This window comes from Butyricicoccus sp. AF18-9LB, assembly GCF_027684505.1.
Lineage (GTDB): Bacteria > Bacillota > Clostridia > Oscillospirales > Butyricicoccaceae > Agathobaculum > Agathobaculum butyriciproducens.
The window spans coordinates 101,651-119,462 of sequence record NZ_JAQCWA010000001.1 but is presented as its reverse complement, the minus strand read 5'-3'; the positions used below and the strand labels follow the sequence as shown (position 1 = coordinate 119,462).

The window sequence follows — 17,812 nt, the reverse complement described above, 5'->3', positions numbered from 1 at the left end:
AACTCCTCCTTGTGCATGACCAGTTTGTTCGCAAACGTCCGCAAAACGGCGTTTTCGATAGAGGAAAACGAACAAGGAGGCTAAAAAGATGAAAATCAAAAGATTGATGGCAGGTCTGCTTTGCGGTGCAGTCGGTGCGGCAACCCTTGGTTTGTCCGGCTGCGGCAATGCCGCGGACAGCGGCATGATGGATGCGGCAAACGCCAATGCAGTTGCAGGCGGCAGCAGTGATCTGCCGGTCATCACCTGGAAGATGGGTTCCACCTGGGGGGACGGCAACATTCACTTCACCTGTGACGAGCGCTTCTCCGAGCTGGTCAGCCAGCTGACCGACGGACGCTTCACCATCACCAACTATCCGGAAGGCTCGCTGTGTGCGGCAAATCAGCTGTTTGATTATGTCCAGAACGGCACCATTCAGTGCGGCGGTGACTGGGGCGGCTACTGGAGCGGCAAGGATACCGCTTTTGAGCTGCTCTCTACCACGATGGATAACTTCACCGGCATGGACTACTACATCTGGATCACCCAGGGCGGCGGTCTGCAGTGCTATCAGGATATGTACGGCAAGTACAACATGACGTATTTCCCGATCATGATCAACCACGCAGAGTCCGGTATCCGTTCGACCAAGCCGATCACTTCTATCAAGGACATGCAGAGCATGAAGATCCGCCTCGGCGGCGTTATGGCCGGCCGTGCAGCGGAAAAGCTGGGCATCAACATCACCACCGTTGCGGCAAGCGAGCTTTATGAGTCCCTGCAGCGCGGCGTTATCGACGGCGGCGAGTTCTCCACGCCGTGCTCGGATGATTCGCTGAAATTGCAGGAGGTTGCCAAGTACTGGTGCTCGCCTGCATGGTATCAGTCCGGCGGTGTCAACGGCGTTATGATCAACAAGGATGCATGGAATCAGCTCCCCGAGGAGTACCAGAACGCCATCCAGATGGCGGCTGAGATCTGCACCTCCGAGCAGCTGTCCCGCTACCTGTGGATGGATTTCGATTCCACCAAGAAGATGCTCGAGGAGGATGGCTGCATCGTCACCAAGATGAACCAGGACGACTGGAATACCATCCGTGAGACCTGCCGTCAGGTTTACGAAGAAGAAGCTGCGAAGAATGAAAACTTCAACATGGTATACAGCTCTATGCAGGATTACCGTGAACATGCCGATACCTACCGCGCAATGCTCGGTGACTACGGCTGGGGCTTCAACTACGATGAATCCGAAAAGTGACCGACAGAGTGTTCCGTGCTCTCTTTTGAGAGCACGGAGCCTCAGAAGATGAGGTGTAATATATGAAAGTGATCAAACGCATCTGCGATGTGATCGACCTCGTCAATGACTGGATCGGCAGGATTGCTTCCTTCGCCGTTCTTGGCATTCTCGCGGTCATTGTTACCGAAGTCGTGCTGCGCCGTTTGTTCCACAGTCCGCAGATCTGGACGATGGACGTCATCTGCATGACCTTCGGCTGCTACATTATCATGGTCTGCGCCTACGGCTTCCAGAAGAAGGCCTTTGTTGCGGTCGATGTGCTGTATGCACGGCTCAAACCGCTTGCGCAGAACATTCTGCACCTGATTACCTATCTGGTGTTCTTTGTTCCGTTCGTATTCGTGCTTGTGCCCGAGAGCTTCGGATTTTTCCTTCGCTCGTATACCACGGGTGAGCGCGGCTACTCGGTATGGGCGCCGCCGGCATGGCCGGTCAAGCTGGCGCTGTTCGTCGGCATGACGCTGCTCGCACTGCAGGGCATTTCCGAGATGCTCAAGTGCGTGCACGGCATCGGTGAAGCCGTTTCCGGCACGGATGATACGAAGGGAGGCGACGCTGCATGATGGAAATGCTGACCAATCTTGTCACGCAGTCCGGCGTGGGCGCAACACAGCTCAGCGCGATCCTGCTTGGCGTACTGTTCCTTATCATGATCATCGGTCTTGCGGCCGGTCAGGAGCTTGCGTTCGTCCTCGGCGGCGCCGGTGTTGTTATCGGTTATCTCGCCTGGGGCGGCCCGGGCATCACCATCGCCATGACCAAGGTGTACGACCAGATGCAAAGCTATTCCATGGTCGCGATCCCGATGTTTGTACTGATGGCAAACTTTTTGACACATTCCAAGGTTGCGGATGGGCTGTTCCTCTCTATCCGCTACCTGCTGGGTCCTCTGAAGGGCGGTCTCGGTCTGGCAGTGATCGTGGTTTCCACCGTGTTCGCTGCCACGACCGGTATCGTCGGCGCATCCGTTGTTACCATGGGCATGCTGTCCGTACCGGTGCTGCTGAAGTGCGGCTATAAGCCGTCTCTCGCGTGCGGCATGGTGTGTGCGGGCGGTTCGCTCGGCATCCTGATCCCGCCGTCCATCATGCTGGTTTCGATGGGCTCCTATGCGAATGTATCGGTCGGCAAGATTTTCTTCGCCGCCATCGTTCCGGGTCTTGTCCTGTCGCTGTTCTACATGATCTATGTGTTCGTGATCTGCCACATTCACCCGGATTACGGTCCGGCGATGACCACCGAAGAGCTGGCTGCTATGCCGCTGAGTGAGCGCATTACCGGTTCGCTCGTCAACCTGATCCCGCCGGTCATCCTGATCGTCGGCGTGCTCGGTTCCATCTTCACCGGCTGGGCAACCCCGACCGAGGCGGCAGGCGTAGGCGCACTGTTCTCGCTTATTCTCGCGATCTTCTACAAGCAGTTCAGCTTCAAAATGCTGTACGATTCGCTGATCGACACCGCAAAGACCTCTGCGATGGTATTCATCATCCTGTTCGGCGCGTCTGCCTTCACCGGCATCTTCATGTCGCTCGACGGCGACCAGCTGATTGCAACCTGGATTTCGAGCGTTGGCATCGGCAAATGGGGCGCGTTCGCAATCATGATGGCGATCGTATTCGTTATGGGCATGTTCCTCGACTGGCTGGGTATCGTTATGATCGTATTCCCGATCTTCCTGCCGATTATGGATATGTTCGGCTTCGACCGTCTGTGGATCGTCGCAGTTACAGCTGTTATGCTGCAGACCTGCTTTATGACGCCGCCGTTCGGCTTCGCACTGTTCTACATCAAGGGCATTGTGCCGCCGTCGGTCAAAATACAGGAAATCTACCGCGGCGTTATCCCGTTCATCCTGATTATCATCGCAGTGGTAATTCTGGTAACGGTATTCCCGCAGATTGTATATTTCCTCCCGAATCTGGTAGCATCTTAATCTTTCTCCTGAGCCTTCCGGCAGCCACCTGTGCCGGAAGGCTCATCTGCGTTAAGGAATAGCAGGTTTTGGGCAAAAAATAACTATTGACTGTGCAGGATATGGTGTTATACTGGATGGGTACGCAAAAAAACGTACCATTTGTTACCTGTGTTATTTTACAGTTCAATGCGGTTCCCTCTCACCGTGAAAAGGGACATGTGTAGATGCGTTTGAACTGTGGAATAAATCTCTGTCTGCCGGATTGTTGGAGTATTTGCCGGCGGCAGCCCCCTCCGGGCTCTCTGATCTATTGGAAATCAGAGAGCACTTGCTTATTCTTGCGTGGAAAAATTCCGTAAATCGCTTGACTTATCGAAAAATTTCGGGTATAAGATTATATTGAACAGTCAAAAATTCGATGTTATACTATTATATAATGTATGCCTGTTCAAAGCCTGAACGGTATGGTCAGGCTCGGTTTGTCGAAAAGGTCAATATTCATGCAGCTTCAGCCAATTCGCGCGACAGCGCGTGTAAAATAGCATTTGCTTTGCAAATGCAAAAAAGTCGGGGCAAGTACCTGACTTTTTGACTTCTGGAGGGAGAAAGTTTCTGTATTGGAACTTTCGGACGACTTTGGAACGGCTCACGGTCCGTTCCTGCTTGTCAGCGAAACTGTAGTTTCGCCGACAGCCTAAGCCTGAACGGTGCGTTCAGGCTTTCGGTATATCATACTGCAGCATCGTTAAAGGAGGGGATTTATCGTGCAGACGCAGATTTTTATGGTGCATAAGCGGCATCTGGGACTGCGGGCGCCGACGGTGCTTGCCGTCGGCTTTGCGCTGACGATTCTGGTGGGTGCGCTGGTGCTGATGCTGCCGGTTTCGGCGGCAGACGGACAGATAACGCCGTTTCTCGACGCGCTGTTCACAGCAGCCTCGGCGAGCTGCGTTACCGGACTCGTCACGGTCAGCACGGCGGTGCACTGGTCGGTGTTCGGCAAGTGCGTCATCCTGCTGCTGATTCAGATCGGCGGACTCGGCTTTATGTCCGTCGCGGCTATTGCGTCGTTTGTCCTGCGGCGAACGATCACGCTGCACGAGCGCATGGTGATGAGCGCGGGGCTTAATCTGTCGGACGGCGGCGGCATTGTCCGTCTGACACGGCGCGTGCTGTTCGGCACGTTTATCATCGAAGGAGCGGGAGCAATTCTGCTGTCCTGCCGGTTCGTGCCGCATTACGGTTTCCCGAAGGGAATCACAATGGGCGTGTTCCACGCGGTTTCGGCATTCTGCAACGCAGGCTTTGACCTGATGGGCACACCGGACGATCCGTTTCAGTCGCTCATCGGCTGGGCGGAGGATCCGCTCGTGAACATTACGGTGATGGCGCTTATCGTGCTCGGCGGTCTCGGCTTTTTCGTGTGGAGTGACGTGTGGGACAAGCACAGTTTCCGCCGCCTGCGCCTGCACACGAAAATCGTGCTGACGGCCACGGCAGGACTGCTGCTGTTCGGCTTCGGCTGGACGCTGCTGTTCGAGTGGAGCAATCCGGCAACGCTCGGTGCGTTTGATACTCCGCACAAGCTGCTTGCGGCGGCGTTTGAGTCCGTGACCCTGCGCACGGCAGGCTTCAACACCATCGACCTCGGCGCGCTTACCGGCCCGAGTCAGGCGGTGTCGTGCCTGCTCATGTTCATCGGCGGATCGCCCGGCTCAACAGCAGGCGGCATCAAGACCGTGACGGCGGCCGTGCTCGTGCTCACGGCCATCAGCGCCTTCTGCGGGCGCACAACGGTTTCGGCGTTCGGCCGGACGATTGCGCCGCGCAGCATCATGAACGCCGTAACCCTGCTCATGGCAGGCGGCGTGCTCTGTCTGGTCGGCGCCTGTGCGATCGCCGGAATCGAGGACGCACCGTTTCACCAGTGCCTGTTTGAAGCGGTCTCCGCGTTCGGCACGGTCGGTGTGTCCATGGGTCTGACACCGACGTTGGCGGCGGCTTCGCGCGTCATTCTGATCGTGATGATGTATATGGGCCGTGTCGGTGTGCTGACGCTCGGCGTTGCCGTTTTCATGCGCCGCAGAGAGCCGCCAAGGCTCAAATACCCGGACGCAGATGTGTTTATTGGTTGAGGCAGCATTCCGCAATTACATTTTCGGCATTTTGCGTGATGATGCCTTTATGGTGAAGTAGATTAAGCAGTTATCCAAAGGAGAGACAGATATGAAATCCTTTCTGGTGATCGGCATGGGCCGATTCGGTACCGCCGTTGCGCAGGAGCTGACCGAGCTTGGTCAGGAGGTTTTTGCCATCGACGAGAACGCCGAGAGCGTGCAGCGCATCGCGGATGATGTGACGCAGGTCATGCAGGGCGACGCGCAGGACGAAGCCGTGCTGGGGGCCATCGGCGTGCGCAACTTCGACTGCTGTATTGTTGCGGTAGGTACGGATATGGAGGCGAGCATCCTCATCACAGTCATGCTCAAGGATCTGGGCGCGCAATACATCATTGCCAAAGCGAGAAGCACTGTGCATGCCAAGGTGCTCGAGCGCGTCGGTGCGGACCGTGTTGTCCTGCCGGAGAGCGAAATGGGCTGCAAGCTGGCACAGCGCCTGGCACATACCAACGTGGTGGATTTTATCGGCGTGTCGGACGAATACAGCATTCTGGAGATACACGCGCCGAAAAGCTGGGTCGGCAGATCGCTGGTGCAGCTTGACGTGCGGCAGAAGCATAAAGTGAATGTGCTCGCCGTCCGTCATGGTGAACAGGGTGCACTGGATGCAAGTCCTAAGCCGGATAGGGCCATCGAGCCGGATGATCTTCTGTTTATCATGGGCGAAAATAAATTTGTGAGCAGGGTGGTGGAACTGCATTGATTGAGATACAGAGCCGTCAGAATGCCGCGCTCAAGCATCTTGCGCGGCTGGGACGGGAACGAAAATACCGCCGGAGCACGGGGGAAATGCTGTGCGAGGGCGAAAAAATGCTGGGAGAAGCACTGCGTTCGGGCGCGAAGCTGAAAACCGTGCTTGTGAGAGACGGCTGGGACAGTCCGCTCGTCAAAGAGGCGGAAGAGCAGGGAGCATCGCTCTATTCTGCACCGGATGCGCTGTTCAAACTCGCAAGTGAGGTGGAAACGCCGCAGAACGTCATCTTTTCCTGCGAGCAGCCGCAGTGGACGGCGGACGCGCTGGACGGAGCCGGGCAGGTGCTCCTGCTGGACGGCTTACAGGACCCGGGCAACCTTGGCACGATCTTACGCACCGCCGAAGCGTTCGCGCTCGGCGCCGTTGTGTTGTGCGAGGGCTGCGCCGATCCGTTTTCACCCAAGGTCGTGCGCTCGACGATGGGCGCGGTGTTCCGTCTGCCGTGCGTGACGCTCCCGCTTGCGGAGGCTGCCGAACGGCTGCACCGGAACGGTCTGCCGCTGTACGCCACCGCGCTGCATGAGGACAGCGTGCCGCTTTCTTCGGTTTCGCTTTCCAAAGCCGCCGTTATCATCGGCAGTGAGGGAAAGGGCGTGACCGAGCAGGCGCTCTGTCTGTCCGACAGGCGCGTGATCATTCCCATGAAGGGCCGTGCCGAATCGCTCAATGCGGGCGTTGCCGCGGCCATCGTGATCTACGAAATGACAAAATGAGGAGGCGGGCACTATGCCGTCAAGACTCAGCTATGTTTGGCTTTCGCTCAAGCGCGGACTCGGCTCGCGCACAGCCGCCGAGGTACTCGATGCCTTCGGCTCTCCGGAGGCAGTGTTCGCCGCCGACCGGCAGGCACTGACAGCTGCGCCGTGTGAGCTGCGCAAGACCCATGTCGATCTGCTGTGCGACAAGGATACGTCCGAAGCAGAGCAGGTCATCCGCTCCTGCACGGAAAAGAATATCCAGATCATTACCATCGGTGACAGCGCTTACCCGGACCGCCTGCGGGCGATCCCGGATCCGCCGACCGTGCTGTATGTGCGCGGACGCTGGCCGGATTTCGACAGCGTTCCCGCCGTAGCCGTCGTCGGCACGCGCAAGGCGACACCGTATGGCCTGAAAGTCGCCGATCAGATTGGCACAACGCTTGCCCGAGCGGGCATGATAACCGTCAGCGGCATGGCACTCGGCAATGACGGCGCGGCACACCGCGGTGCGCTGAAGGCGGGCGGTCTGACCGTTGCCGTGCTGGCGGGCGGTCCCGATGTGTGTTATCCGCCGCAGCACCGCAGCCTGATGGGCGATATCCTGCTCATGGGTGCCATCATCAGCGAATATCCGCCCGGCACCGAGCCGCACGGACGCAATTACCACCAGCGCAACCGCATCATCAGCGGCCTGTCGGTCGCGTCCGTTATCGTGGAGGCGAGCGACTGGCGTTCGGGTGCGCTCATTACCGCGCGTCACGCGCTCGATCAGGGACGCGATGTGTACGCCGTGCCCGGTCCGATAGACGCGCCGCAGTCGCAGTCGTGCAATGAGCTGATCGAAAAAGGCGAAGCCGCGCTGCTCAGCAGCCCGGTGACGCTCGTGCGCGCCTACGGCGGCATGATGCCCGAACAGGCGGTACAGCAGGCGTTCCGGCGCCAGACCGGCGAGTATCCGGAACCGGCGGCACGGAGCGCGTGGGAGGACATTCGCAGGCGCGAGCAGCAGGCCGAACAGCGCCGCGCTGCTGCCGCAGAAAAGGCGAAGGCCGAACCCAAACAGCCGTCTGCGGCTGCAAAACCGCTGCCGGACGGCTTAAATGAGGATGAAAAGACCATCGTCACGCTCGTGCGGGACGGTGTGAGCACGCCCGAGGAGCTGATCGACCGCTGCGGTCTTGCAGCGCCGCGGGTGATGAGCCTTGTCACCATGCTGGAAATGGATGGTATCCTGCGCCGGAAAAAGGGCAGACTCATCCTCGGCACCTGGTGATAAGCAGGAGAGAGAAGAAAAGAAATACACGCATTCCGCACCGTAAGGTGCGCATTCAATAGAATTTCCGCAGGAAATTCATAAAAAGGGGGAGCATGTATCACCCTTTTTATACAAGTGCGGAGAAAGGTTTCGACGAAGGAGGAACTTTTCTCCGCATGGGATGTATCCGAACCCGCGGTTCGGTACATCCTCTCGTACGCAAGCGTGGTTGCGTACGAAATAGTTTCTGGAGGTTTTTATGTCTAAGTTAGTCATCGTGGAGTCCCCGGCCAAGGCAAAGACGATCGGAAAATATCTCGGTTCGGACTATGTCGTCAAGGCTTCGATGGGACATCTGCGCGATCTGCCGAAAAAGAAAATGAGCATCGATATCGAGCACGATTTCCAGCCGGAATATGTGCCGATCGAGGGTAAAGATAAAATCATCAAGGAAATCCGCAGCGAAATCCGCAAGAGCGATTTCGTTTACCTCGCAACTGACCCTGACCGCGAGGGAGAGGCGATTTCGTGGCACATCAAGGAGCTGTTCAAGCTCAAGGACAAAAATTCCCGCCGCGTGACCTTTAACGAGATCACCAAGCAGGCGGTCCGCTCGGGCATCGAGAACCCGCGCGATATTGATATTGATCTGGTAAATGCACAGCAGGCACGCCGCATTCTCGACCGAATCGTTGGCTATCAGCTGTCGCCGTTCCTGTGGCGCAAGGTCAAGCGCGGTCTGTCCGCAGGCCGTGTGCAGAGCGTTGCAACCCGTCTGGTCGTGGATCGTGAGAACGAAATCCGCGCATTCGTGCCGGAGGAATACTGGTCGATCGAGGCTCTGCTGCAGACCGCGGACGGCGGTCAGTTCACCGCGCGCTACTACGGCGATGCGAACGGCAAGGCCGAGCTGAAAAACGAAGAGCAGGCGATGCATGTTGTCAACGCCGTTACCGGCAAGCCGTTCACCGTCGGCAATATCAAGCGCGGCAAGAAAAAACGCACCGCCGCACCTCCGTTCATCACCTCGACGCTGCAGCAGGAAGCCAGCCGCAAGCTGAATATGACGCCGCGCCGCACGATGAGCATCGCACAGGAGCTGTACGAAGGTATTGAACTCGGTGAATACGGTCTGACCGGTCTTATCACCTATATGCGTACCGACTCGCTCCGTCTGGCGGACGAGGCCACCGCTGCCGCTGCGGGCTTCATTCGCGGCCGCTACGGCGAGGAATATTATCCGGGCAAGCCGCGTGTGTTCAAGACAAAAGGCAACGCGCAGGACGCGCACGAAGCTATTCGTCCGTCCAACGTGCAGCTGCTGCCCGAGGAGATCCGCAAGTACCTGACGCCAGATCAGTTCAAGCTGTACCGCCTGATCTGGTCGCGTTTTGTGGCCTGCCAGATGGCAGACGCCATTCTCGATACGGTTTCCGCCGATATCGTCTGCGAGGGTCAGGTGTTCCGCGCATCCGGTCATACGGTCGCGTTTCCGGGCTTTACTGCGGTTTACGAGGAAGGCACGGACGACGAGAAAAAGCAGGATTCCGCAGGAAAGCCGCTGCCGCGCTTCGATCAGGGCGACAAGCTGACCGCCGAGAAGATCGAGCCATCCCAGCACTTTACGCAGCCGCCCGCACGCTACACCGAGGCCTCGCTCATCCGCGCGATGGAGGAACGCGGCATCGGCCGTCCGTCCACCTACGCGCCGACGATTTCCACCATCATTGACCGCGATTACGTCACCAAGGAGAACAAGGCGCTCCGTCCGACACCGCTCGGCGAGGGCGTTACCGGCTTGCTGGTAGACGAGTTCAAGTCGGTTGCCGATTACGAGTTCACCGCCAACATGGAGCATGAGCTGGACGAGGTCGAGGCGGGCAAGCTGAATTATATCCAGCTGCTGCACAACTTCTATGACGGCTTTGAGGCCGCGCTCAAGCAGGCGGAGATCGACCTCGAGGGCAAGCGCATCAAGATTCAGGACGAGGTGACCGACGTTATCTGCGAGAAATGCGGACGCAACATGGTCATCAAGTCCGGCCGGTTCGGCAAATTCCTTGCGTGCCCGGGTTTCCCGGAGTGCACCAACACCAAGCCCATCACCGAGGACACCGGCGCTGCGTGCCCGGTCTGCGGTGCAAAGGTCGTCAAGAAAAAGTCCGCACGCGGCTATGTGTACTACTCGTGCGACACCTATCCGACCTGCCAGTTTATGACGTGGGACAAGCCGCTCAAGACCAAGTGCCCGAACTGCGATTCCTCGCTGTTCCGCCACACCGACCGCGATTCCAAGGAGGTCACGGACGTTTGTCTGCGTGAGGGCTGCGGCTACAAGGAGCTGGTCAAGGAGGGTCTGTCGCCCGAGGAGACCGAAAAGCGCCGCAAGATGCGCGAAGCGCGTGCCGCCAAGGCTGCGGAACGTGCTGCCGCAAAGGAAGCCGACGAGAAGAACGGCGAGACCGAGGAAAAGGTCAAGAAGGTAACGAAAAAGGCGGCTGTCAAGAAATCCACCGCGAAGAAAACCCTGCCGTGGATGACCAAGACCACCAATAAATTCAAAAAGCTGAAGGACGAGGCTGTACAGGAGCTGACTGCCAAGCAGCAGGAGCAGTACGCCAAGGCTCTGGCAAAGTATGAAGCAGAAAAGGCGGCCGAGAAGGCGAAAAAAGCCGCTGAGAAGAAAGCAGCAGCGAAAAAGCCTGCCGCAAAGAAAAAGACCACGGCAAAGGAGAGCGCCGAATGAGTGAAATGGTAACAGTAGTCGGCGCAGGACTGGCCGGCTGTGAGGCTGCATGGCAGCTGGCACAGCGCGGTATCTCCGTGCGCCTGTGTGAGATGAAGCCGGTGCAGCACACGCCTGCGCACCACTCGGACGATTTTGCCGAGCTGGTGTGCTCCAACTCGCTGCGCTCGGATGAGCTGGCGAACGCCGCCGGACTGCTCAAGGAGGAGCTGCGCCGTCTGGACAGCCTTATCCTCTCCTGTGCGGATGCACATCGCGTTGAGGCGGGCGGCGCACTGGCGGTTGACCGCGAAGCCTTCGCGGCAGCCGTCACCGAGAAGATCAAAAACCACCCGAACATCGAGGTGGTTTACGGTGAAGTGACCGAGATTCCGGAAGGCCGCGTTGTAGTTGCCTCCGGTCCGCTGACGTCGGATACGCTGTTTGACGCCATCCACACCAAGGTCGGCGGTGATTTCCTGCACTTTTACGATGCGGCCGCGCCGATCGTCACGGCTGAGAGCATCGACATGGATTCCGCCTACGAGGCTTCCCGCTACGGCAAGGGCACCGCGGATTACATCAACTGCCCGTTCTCCCGCGAGGAGTATGAGACCTTCTGGAATGCGCTGACCACCGCCGAGGAAGCACCGGTGCACGGCTTCGAGGACTCCAAGGTGTTCGAGGGCTGCATGCCCATCGAGGTCAACGCACGCCGCGGCTTTGATACGCTGCGGTTCGGTATCCTCAAGCCGATCGGCCTGCCGGACCCGAAAACCGGCAAGGATCCGTATGCGGTCCTGCAACTGCGCCGCGACAACGCAAACGGCACGCTGTACAATCTGGTCGGCTGCCAGACTCACCTCAAGTTCGGTGAGCAGAAGCGCGTGTTCTCCATGATTCCGGCGCTGGAAAACGCTGAGTTCGTGCGCTATGGTGTCATGCACCGCAACACATTCCTGGATTCTCCGCGCCTGCTGGACGCAACTTACGCGCTCAAAGCCGACCCGCGCATCCGCTTTGCGGGCCAGATGACCGGCGTAGAAGGCTATGTGGAGTCCACCGCCTCCGGCTGGGTGGCGGGCGTGGCAACCGCGGTGGATGTGCTCGGCAAACCGATGCCGACACTCGACCGCCTGACCGCCACCGGTGCACTGGCGACCTATATTTCCGACCACACGGTTGCGAAATTCCAGCCGATGAACGTAAACTTCGGCATTATCGAGCCGCTCGGCTATAAAATCAAGGGCAAGCGGGAGAAGAACACCAAAATCTCCGAGCGGGCGCTCGAGCAGATCGAAAAACTGAAGGGAGAGCTTTAATATGAGGATCATCGTTGATGCGATGGGCGGCGATAACGCGCCCGAATCCGCTGTATGGGGCGGTGCGCTGGCTGCGAAGGAATACGGCGAGGAAGTTCTGCTGGTCGGCAAGCCGGAGGTCGTAGCGAATGTCCTCAAGGAGAAGGGACTTTCCGATGTCAAGGGCATTACCATCATGCCCGCAAACGATCTGGTCGATATGCATGACGATCCCGCAACGGTACTCCGCCGCAAGCCGGATTCGTCCATGGCTGTGGCGTTCAAACTGCTCAAGGCAGGGGAGGGCGATGCGCTCGTTTCCGCGGGCAACACCGGCGCACTGCTCACCGGCGCGACGCTGTACGGCGGCCGCATCAAGGGCATCCGACGCGGTGCGCTGGCACCGGTTATGCCGTGCGCGAACGGTCAGGTCATGCTGTGCGATGCGGGTGCAAACACCGAATGCACAGCCGAAATGCTGCTGCAGTTTGCGTTCCTCGCTTCGCTGTACGCGGAGAAGATCAACGGCGTCGTCAAGCCGCGTGTCGGTCTTGTCAACAACGGCACGGAGGATACCAAGGGCGATCCGCTCCGCAAGGAGGCTTATGCGCTGCTGAAAAAGGCGGGCGATGAGGGCCGTCTGAATTTTGTCGGCAACGTAGAGGGCAGCATGGTGCCGCTCGGTGCGTGTGATGTTGCTGTCTGCGACGGCTTTACCGGCAATGTGCAGCTCAAGACCATCGAGGGTGTGGCAAAGTTCATGTCGAAGGAGATCAAGGGCGTGTTTATGGCGTCTGTCGGCACCAAGCTCGGCTACCTGCTGTGCAAAAAGGGGATGGACGACTTCCGCGAGGTGTTCAATCAGGACAAGATCGGCGGCGCGCCGTTCCTCGGCATTGCAAAGCCGGTCATCAAGGCGCACGGCTCGTCCAACGAAATTGCGGTGATGAATGCGGTCCGTCAGGCCATCGCGTACACCAAATCCGGCATGATCGATGCGGTAAAGGAAAACATTCAGTACATGACGGTTTCCGAGTGATCCACAGGAAGAAGGAACAAAAATGCTGAAAATTGACTATAAATTCAAGGATGAAAGCCTGCTCCAGCTGGCGATGACGCATTCGTCCTACGCGAATGAGCACCACGGCACGCATTTGCAGTGCAACGAGCGCTTGGAGTTTCTGGGCGATTCCGTGCTGGGCTTTGTCACGGCGGGTTACCTGTTCACACACTATCCCGATCTGCCGGAGGGTGATTTGACCAAGCTGCGCGCGGCAGTCGTCTGCGAGGGCGCACTGGATGAGATCGCGCACGAGATCGGTATCCCCGAAGCCATCCGTCTGGGTCACGGTGAGGAGATGGGCGGCGGACGCAAGCGTGCGTCCATTCTCGCTGACGCAACAGAGGCTCTGCTCGGCGCTATCTTTATGGACGGCGGCATCGAGCCTGCCCGTGCGTTCGTGCTGCGGTTTATCCCGCATAAGGTCGAGGTTGCGCTGGCAGGCGGCGCGTTCAAGGACTACAAGACCATGCTGCAGGAGATCGTACAGAAGAACAAGCAGGAAACGCTGGAATACCGTCTGGCAGGGCAGTCCGGCCCGGACCACGACAAGCGGTTCACCATGGAGCTGCTGCTCAACTCCAATGTGTTCGCGCAGGGCATCGGCAAGAGCAAAAAGGAAGCTGAGCAGATGGCGGCGAAGAAGGCTTTGGAAAATATGGGATGCTGACGCTTATCGCCAAACCGCAATAGAGATAAACGGCAAAGAGGTCGAGAAATCGACCTCTTTTGAGGCTGTCGAAAAACTAACGTTTTCCGAGCAGCCTCTCGATCGAAACCACGCTTTCGATCGAATTCCGAAGAAAAAACGCGCCTTGCAGGCACATTTTTTCTTCCCTTGTATAAATTCCGAGATACATGCTCTCGGAATTTATGAATTTGCTCCGCAAATTCTATTTTATGCGTGCTGCCGCACGAAGCAAAAGAGTCGAAATGCAGCTTTTTCGACAGACTGCAAAGAGGTCGAGAAATCGACCTCTTTTTTCTGCGTGACGCAGTTAGTCGTTGAAAAGATACTGCCGCAGTGGTAAAATAAAACTATCTATAATAAAGAGGTGGCATATGGTTCTCAAAAGCCTGATTTTACAGGGCTTCAAGTCGTTCCCGGATCGCACCGAGATCAAATTTCTCGGCGGTATTACGGCGATCGTCGGTCCGAACGGCTCGGGAAAATCGAATATTTCGGATGCCATCCGGTGGGTTCTGGGGGAGCAGTCCTCGCGGTCTCTGCGCGGCGCGAAGATGGAGGACGTGATCTTCGGCGGCACAGCCAAGCGCGGTCCGGTCGGCTTTGCTGAGGTTTCGCTCATTCTGGACAATTCGGCGCATGTGTTTCGCTCGGAATTTACCGAAATTATGGTCACGCGCCGGTACTACCGCTCGGGTGAGAGCGAGTATTTCCTCAACAAAAAGCACTGTCGCCTCAAGGACGTGCACGAGCTGTTTATGGATACCGGTCTGGGACGCGACGGCTATTCCAGCATCGGACAGGGCCGCATTGACGAGATTCTGTCCTTCAAGAGCGAGGACCGGCGCGAAATCTTCGAGGAAGCCGCAGGCATCACCAAGTTCCGCTACCGTAAGGAGGAAGCCGAGCGCAGACTGTCAGCCACCGAGGAAAATCTGGTGCGTATCCGCGACCTGTACGGCGAACTGGAAAACCGGCTCGGGCCGCTCGAACAGCAGGCTGACAAGGCGAAAAGGTTTCTGCACCTGCGGGATGAGCTGCGCGTGCTTGAGGTCTCGCTGTGGCTGCTGTCGCTCGAGCAGCTCAAGAATGACACTGCCAAGCTGAATAATGACCGGACAATCTGCGAAAAGCAGCTTGCGGATGCAAAACAGCAGCAGGGAACGCTGTATGCGCAGTCCGAGCAGCTGGCCGAGTCACTGCGTGAAATTGACAGGGAAACCGAACGTCTGCGGAATGAGCAGCGCGAAGCCGAGCAGTTTGCCGCCGAGCAGATCAGCCGTGAGGCGGTTATTCAGACGAACATCCGCAACTGCGAGGAGAATATCGAGCGCACGCGGCAGGAGAGCGCGTACCGCGCTGAGCAGGTGCAGAGCATGGATGCGCAGCTTGCCGAACGGCGCGAGCGTATTTCTGCGCTGAATGAGCAGGAGAAGGCACAGTCGGCTGAACTGGATGCACTCCGAAAACAGTCTGCCGAGCAGGAGCAGCAGCGCACACAGGCCGAGCAGGCACTTGGGCAGGCTGAGCAGGCGCAGCGCAGGCAGGAGCGCACGCTGCACGCGCTCGAACTCGACCGAACAGCCGCCGAGAGCGGTCTGGCGGGTATGAACGACCGCAAAATGACACTGGATTCCGAAATCGCGGCAGCGGCACAGCAGCTGGATACCGAAAAGCAGGCGCAGGACAATCTCGAGCGGGAACTGACCGCGTGCGAGCAAACGCTTGCCGAAACGGCAAAGCAGGCGCAGACGGCAGCCGCTCAGGCGGAGACCTGCCGCCGAAAGGCCGAGCAGGCGCAGAACGACCTGCGAGCAGCGCAGTCCTCGCTGAGCGAAATGCAGAGCCGTGTAAAAATGCTGACCGACATGCAGCATGAGTACGAGGGCTTCTCACGGTCGGTGAAAGCCGTCATGCGGCAGGTCGAAAAGGGTGCGATGAACGGCGTGCACGGCCCGGTTTCCGCGCTCATCACGACTGAAAAGCGGTTCGTGACGGCAATCGACACTGCACTCGGTGCGTCAGCGTCCTCCATCGTGGTGGACAGCACGAGCGTGGGCAAGCAGTGCATTTCGTACCTCAAGCGCACGGACGGCGGTCGCGCGACCTTCCTGCCGCTGGATACCATTCGGGCAAACAGCCTGCGGGAGACCGGTCTGGAACGGCAGAACGGCTGCTTCGGCACCGCGGATGCTCTCGTTAGATTTAATGAAAAATATAAGAATATTGTGTGCAATCTGCTGGCGCGCACGGTCATTTCGGAGAATATGGACACCGCGCTGACACTGGCAAAGGCGTACGGACACCGGTTTCGCATTGTCACCTTAGACGGACAAATCCTGCAGGCAGGCGGTGCCATGACAGGCGGCTCGGCCTCCCGCGGCACCGGCGCACTGGCGCGGGCGGAACGCCTGCACGCCGCCGAGGAGCGCGTGCGCGCACTCGAGCAGGAGCGCAAAACGCTGGCACAGACCGAGCAGGATGCAAGGCAGGAACTGGAATTGCTTGCCGGGCAGACGCAGGCCATCGAAACCGACCGCCGCCGCGCGGAGCAGGAGAGAGCCGGACTTGCTGCTTCGGTAAAACAGCATAAATTCCTGTTGGAAAGCCTGCAGAAACGGTATGACAGCCTGATTTCTGAACAGACTAACTTCACAGCGACACAGCAGAAGTATGAACAGACACTTGCCGCCTGCACGGAGCGCCGGTCTGCCGCAGAGCAGGCGCTTGCAGCTGCCGAGCAGGTCTGCACCGAGCACCGTACGGCAGTGAATGCCGCCGCGGAACAGCTGGCGCAGACGGCTTCGCGCATCACAGCCGCGCAGACCGCGCTCGTGGAGACGCGCACGGCGCAGGACAGCGAAGCACGCGCACTCGCGGAACTTGAGCGGCTCAAGGCCGACCTCGACGCGGGCGTGTCCGGTGCGGAGCAGACGATTGCAGGCTTTGCGGCGGAAATCGCACGCCTGACCGATGAACTCACCCAAGTCCGCGCAGCCAAGCACGGACGCGACACGACCGCCCGGCTGCTCAGCGAACAGCTTGCGCGGCAGACCGGCAGGCGCGAACAGACCGAGGGCGAACGGGTCCGTCTGGAAAAGGCGGCACAGAGCCGCAACGAGGAAATCCTTGAACTCGAACGCGAGACCGCCCGACTGGAAAACCGCGCCGGACAGCTGAAAACCGAGGAAACACAGATTCTGGATAAAATGTGGGAAAGCTACGAGCTGACACCCACACCGGCGGCAGAGATTGCCAAACCGATTGAAAACCTCGGTGAAACGCGCGGCCGTGTGCAGGAACTGCGCCTGAAAATGCGGGCGCTCGGCAACGTCAATCTGGATGCGGTGGACGAATTTCAGCGCGTGCAGGAGCGGTACAGCTTTCTGCGGGAGCAGAAGGACGACCTCGAGACCGCGCAGACCGATCTGCGCAAGGTCATCGACCAGCTGACCGTCAGCATGAAGGAGATTTTCGCGTCCGAGTTCGCCAAGCTGAATGTGTACTTCCGCGATACCTTCCGCGAGATTTTCGGCGGCGGACACGCCGAACTGCAGCTTGCCGATACCTCGGATATTCTGAACTGCGGTATCGACATCCGCGTGTCTCCACCGGGCAAGGCGGTTAAAACGATTACGCTGCTTTCGGGCGGTGAAAAGGCGTTTGTCGCTATTGCGCTGTACTTTGCGATTCTCAAGCTGCGGCCTACGCCGTTCTGCGTGCTCGATGAGATCGAAGCCGCGCTCGATGATGTAAACGTGCAGCGGTTTGCAAAATACATTCGCCGCCTGACAGATTCGACACAATTTATTGTAATTACCCACAGACGTGGTACAATGGAAGAAGCAGATATGCTCTACGGCGTGACCATGCAGGAGCAGGGCGTTTCCAAAATGCTGATGCTCAATCTGGCTGAGGCAGAAAAACGGCTCAAAAATACCATTAAGTAAT

At 58.3% G+C, this 17,812-nt stretch carries 12 protein-coding genes; all 12 read left to right on the top strand.

Annotated features, from left to right (window positions below; translation table 11 throughout):
- The first annotated feature begins 88 nt into the window (after positions 1–88).
- The gene (locus PGY33_RS00580) at positions 89–1,240 is read left to right on the top strand and encodes a TRAP transporter substrate-binding protein (protein WP_270476907.1); all 1,152 of its coding nucleotides are present in this window, start codon (positions 89–91) and stop codon (positions 1,238–1,240) included.
- Between the two features lie 62 nt (positions 1,241–1,302).
- A complete protein-coding gene (locus tag PGY33_RS00575) occupies positions 1,303–1,845 on the top strand; it encodes a TRAP transporter small permease subunit (protein ID WP_161274227.1) in 543 nt (180 codons plus the stop codon).
- Positions 1,842–3,215 (top strand): TRAP transporter large permease, encoded by a 1,374-nt coding sequence (locus PGY33_RS00570; RefSeq protein ID WP_270476905.1) that lies wholly within the window; start codon positions 1,842–1,844, stop codon positions 3,213–3,215. Before PGY33_RS00575 ends, PGY33_RS00570 begins: the two co-directional genes overlap by 4 nt.
- Positions 3,216–3,961: 746 nt before the next feature.
- Positions 3,962–5,332 (top strand): TrkH family potassium uptake protein, encoded by a 1,371-nt coding sequence (locus PGY33_RS00565; protein ID WP_270476903.1) that lies wholly within the window; start codon positions 3,962–3,964, stop codon positions 5,330–5,332.
- A gap of 91 nt (positions 5,333–5,423) precedes the next feature.
- Positions 5,424–6,080, top strand: a complete 657-nt coding sequence (locus PGY33_RS00560) for a potassium channel family protein (protein WP_118480361.1) — start codon at positions 5,424–5,426, stop codon at positions 6,078–6,080.
- Positions 6,077–6,844 (top strand): TrmH family RNA methyltransferase, encoded by a 768-nt coding sequence (locus PGY33_RS00555; RefSeq protein WP_118480363.1) that lies wholly within the window; start codon positions 6,077–6,079, stop codon positions 6,842–6,844. The genes PGY33_RS00560 and PGY33_RS00555 overlap by 4 nt, the downstream gene beginning before the upstream one ends.
- Positions 6,845–6,857: 13 nt before the next feature.
- A complete protein-coding gene (gene dprA / locus PGY33_RS00550; protein ID WP_270476900.1) occupies positions 6,858–8,105 on the top strand; it encodes a DNA-processing protein DprA in 1,248 nt (415 codons plus the stop codon).
- A gap of 241 nt (positions 8,106–8,346) precedes the next feature.
- Positions 8,347–10,833, top strand: coding sequence for a type I DNA topoisomerase (gene topA / locus PGY33_RS00545; RefSeq protein ID WP_270476899.1), 2,487 nt, complete (start codon positions 8,347–8,349; stop codon positions 10,831–10,833).
- Positions 10,830–12,134 carry a methylenetetrahydrofolate--tRNA-(uracil(54)-C(5))-methyltransferase (FADH(2)-oxidizing) TrmFO gene (gene trmFO, locus PGY33_RS00540; RefSeq protein WP_270476897.1) on the top strand — a complete coding sequence of 435 codons (1,305 nt, stop codon included), beginning with the start codon at positions 10,830–10,832 and terminating at the stop codon, positions 12,132–12,134. Before topA ends, trmFO begins: the two co-directional genes overlap by 4 nt.
- Before the next feature lies 1 nt (position 12,135).
- Positions 12,136–13,152, top strand: coding sequence for a phosphate acyltransferase PlsX (gene plsX / locus PGY33_RS00535; RefSeq protein ID WP_117489291.1), 1,017 nt, complete (start codon positions 12,136–12,138; stop codon positions 13,150–13,152).
- 22 nt (positions 13,153–13,174) lie between these two features.
- Positions 13,175–13,843 carry a ribonuclease III gene (rnc, locus tag PGY33_RS00530; protein WP_119189992.1) on the top strand — a complete coding sequence of 223 codons (669 nt, stop codon included), beginning with the start codon at positions 13,175–13,177 and terminating at the stop codon, positions 13,841–13,843.
- Positions 13,844–14,235: 392 nt separating this feature from the next.
- Positions 14,236–17,811 carry a chromosome segregation protein SMC gene (smc, locus tag PGY33_RS00525; protein ID WP_270476892.1) on the top strand — a complete coding sequence of 1,192 codons (3,576 nt, stop codon included), beginning with the start codon at positions 14,236–14,238 and terminating at the stop codon, positions 17,809–17,811.
- Position 17,812: the final 1 nt, after the last annotated feature.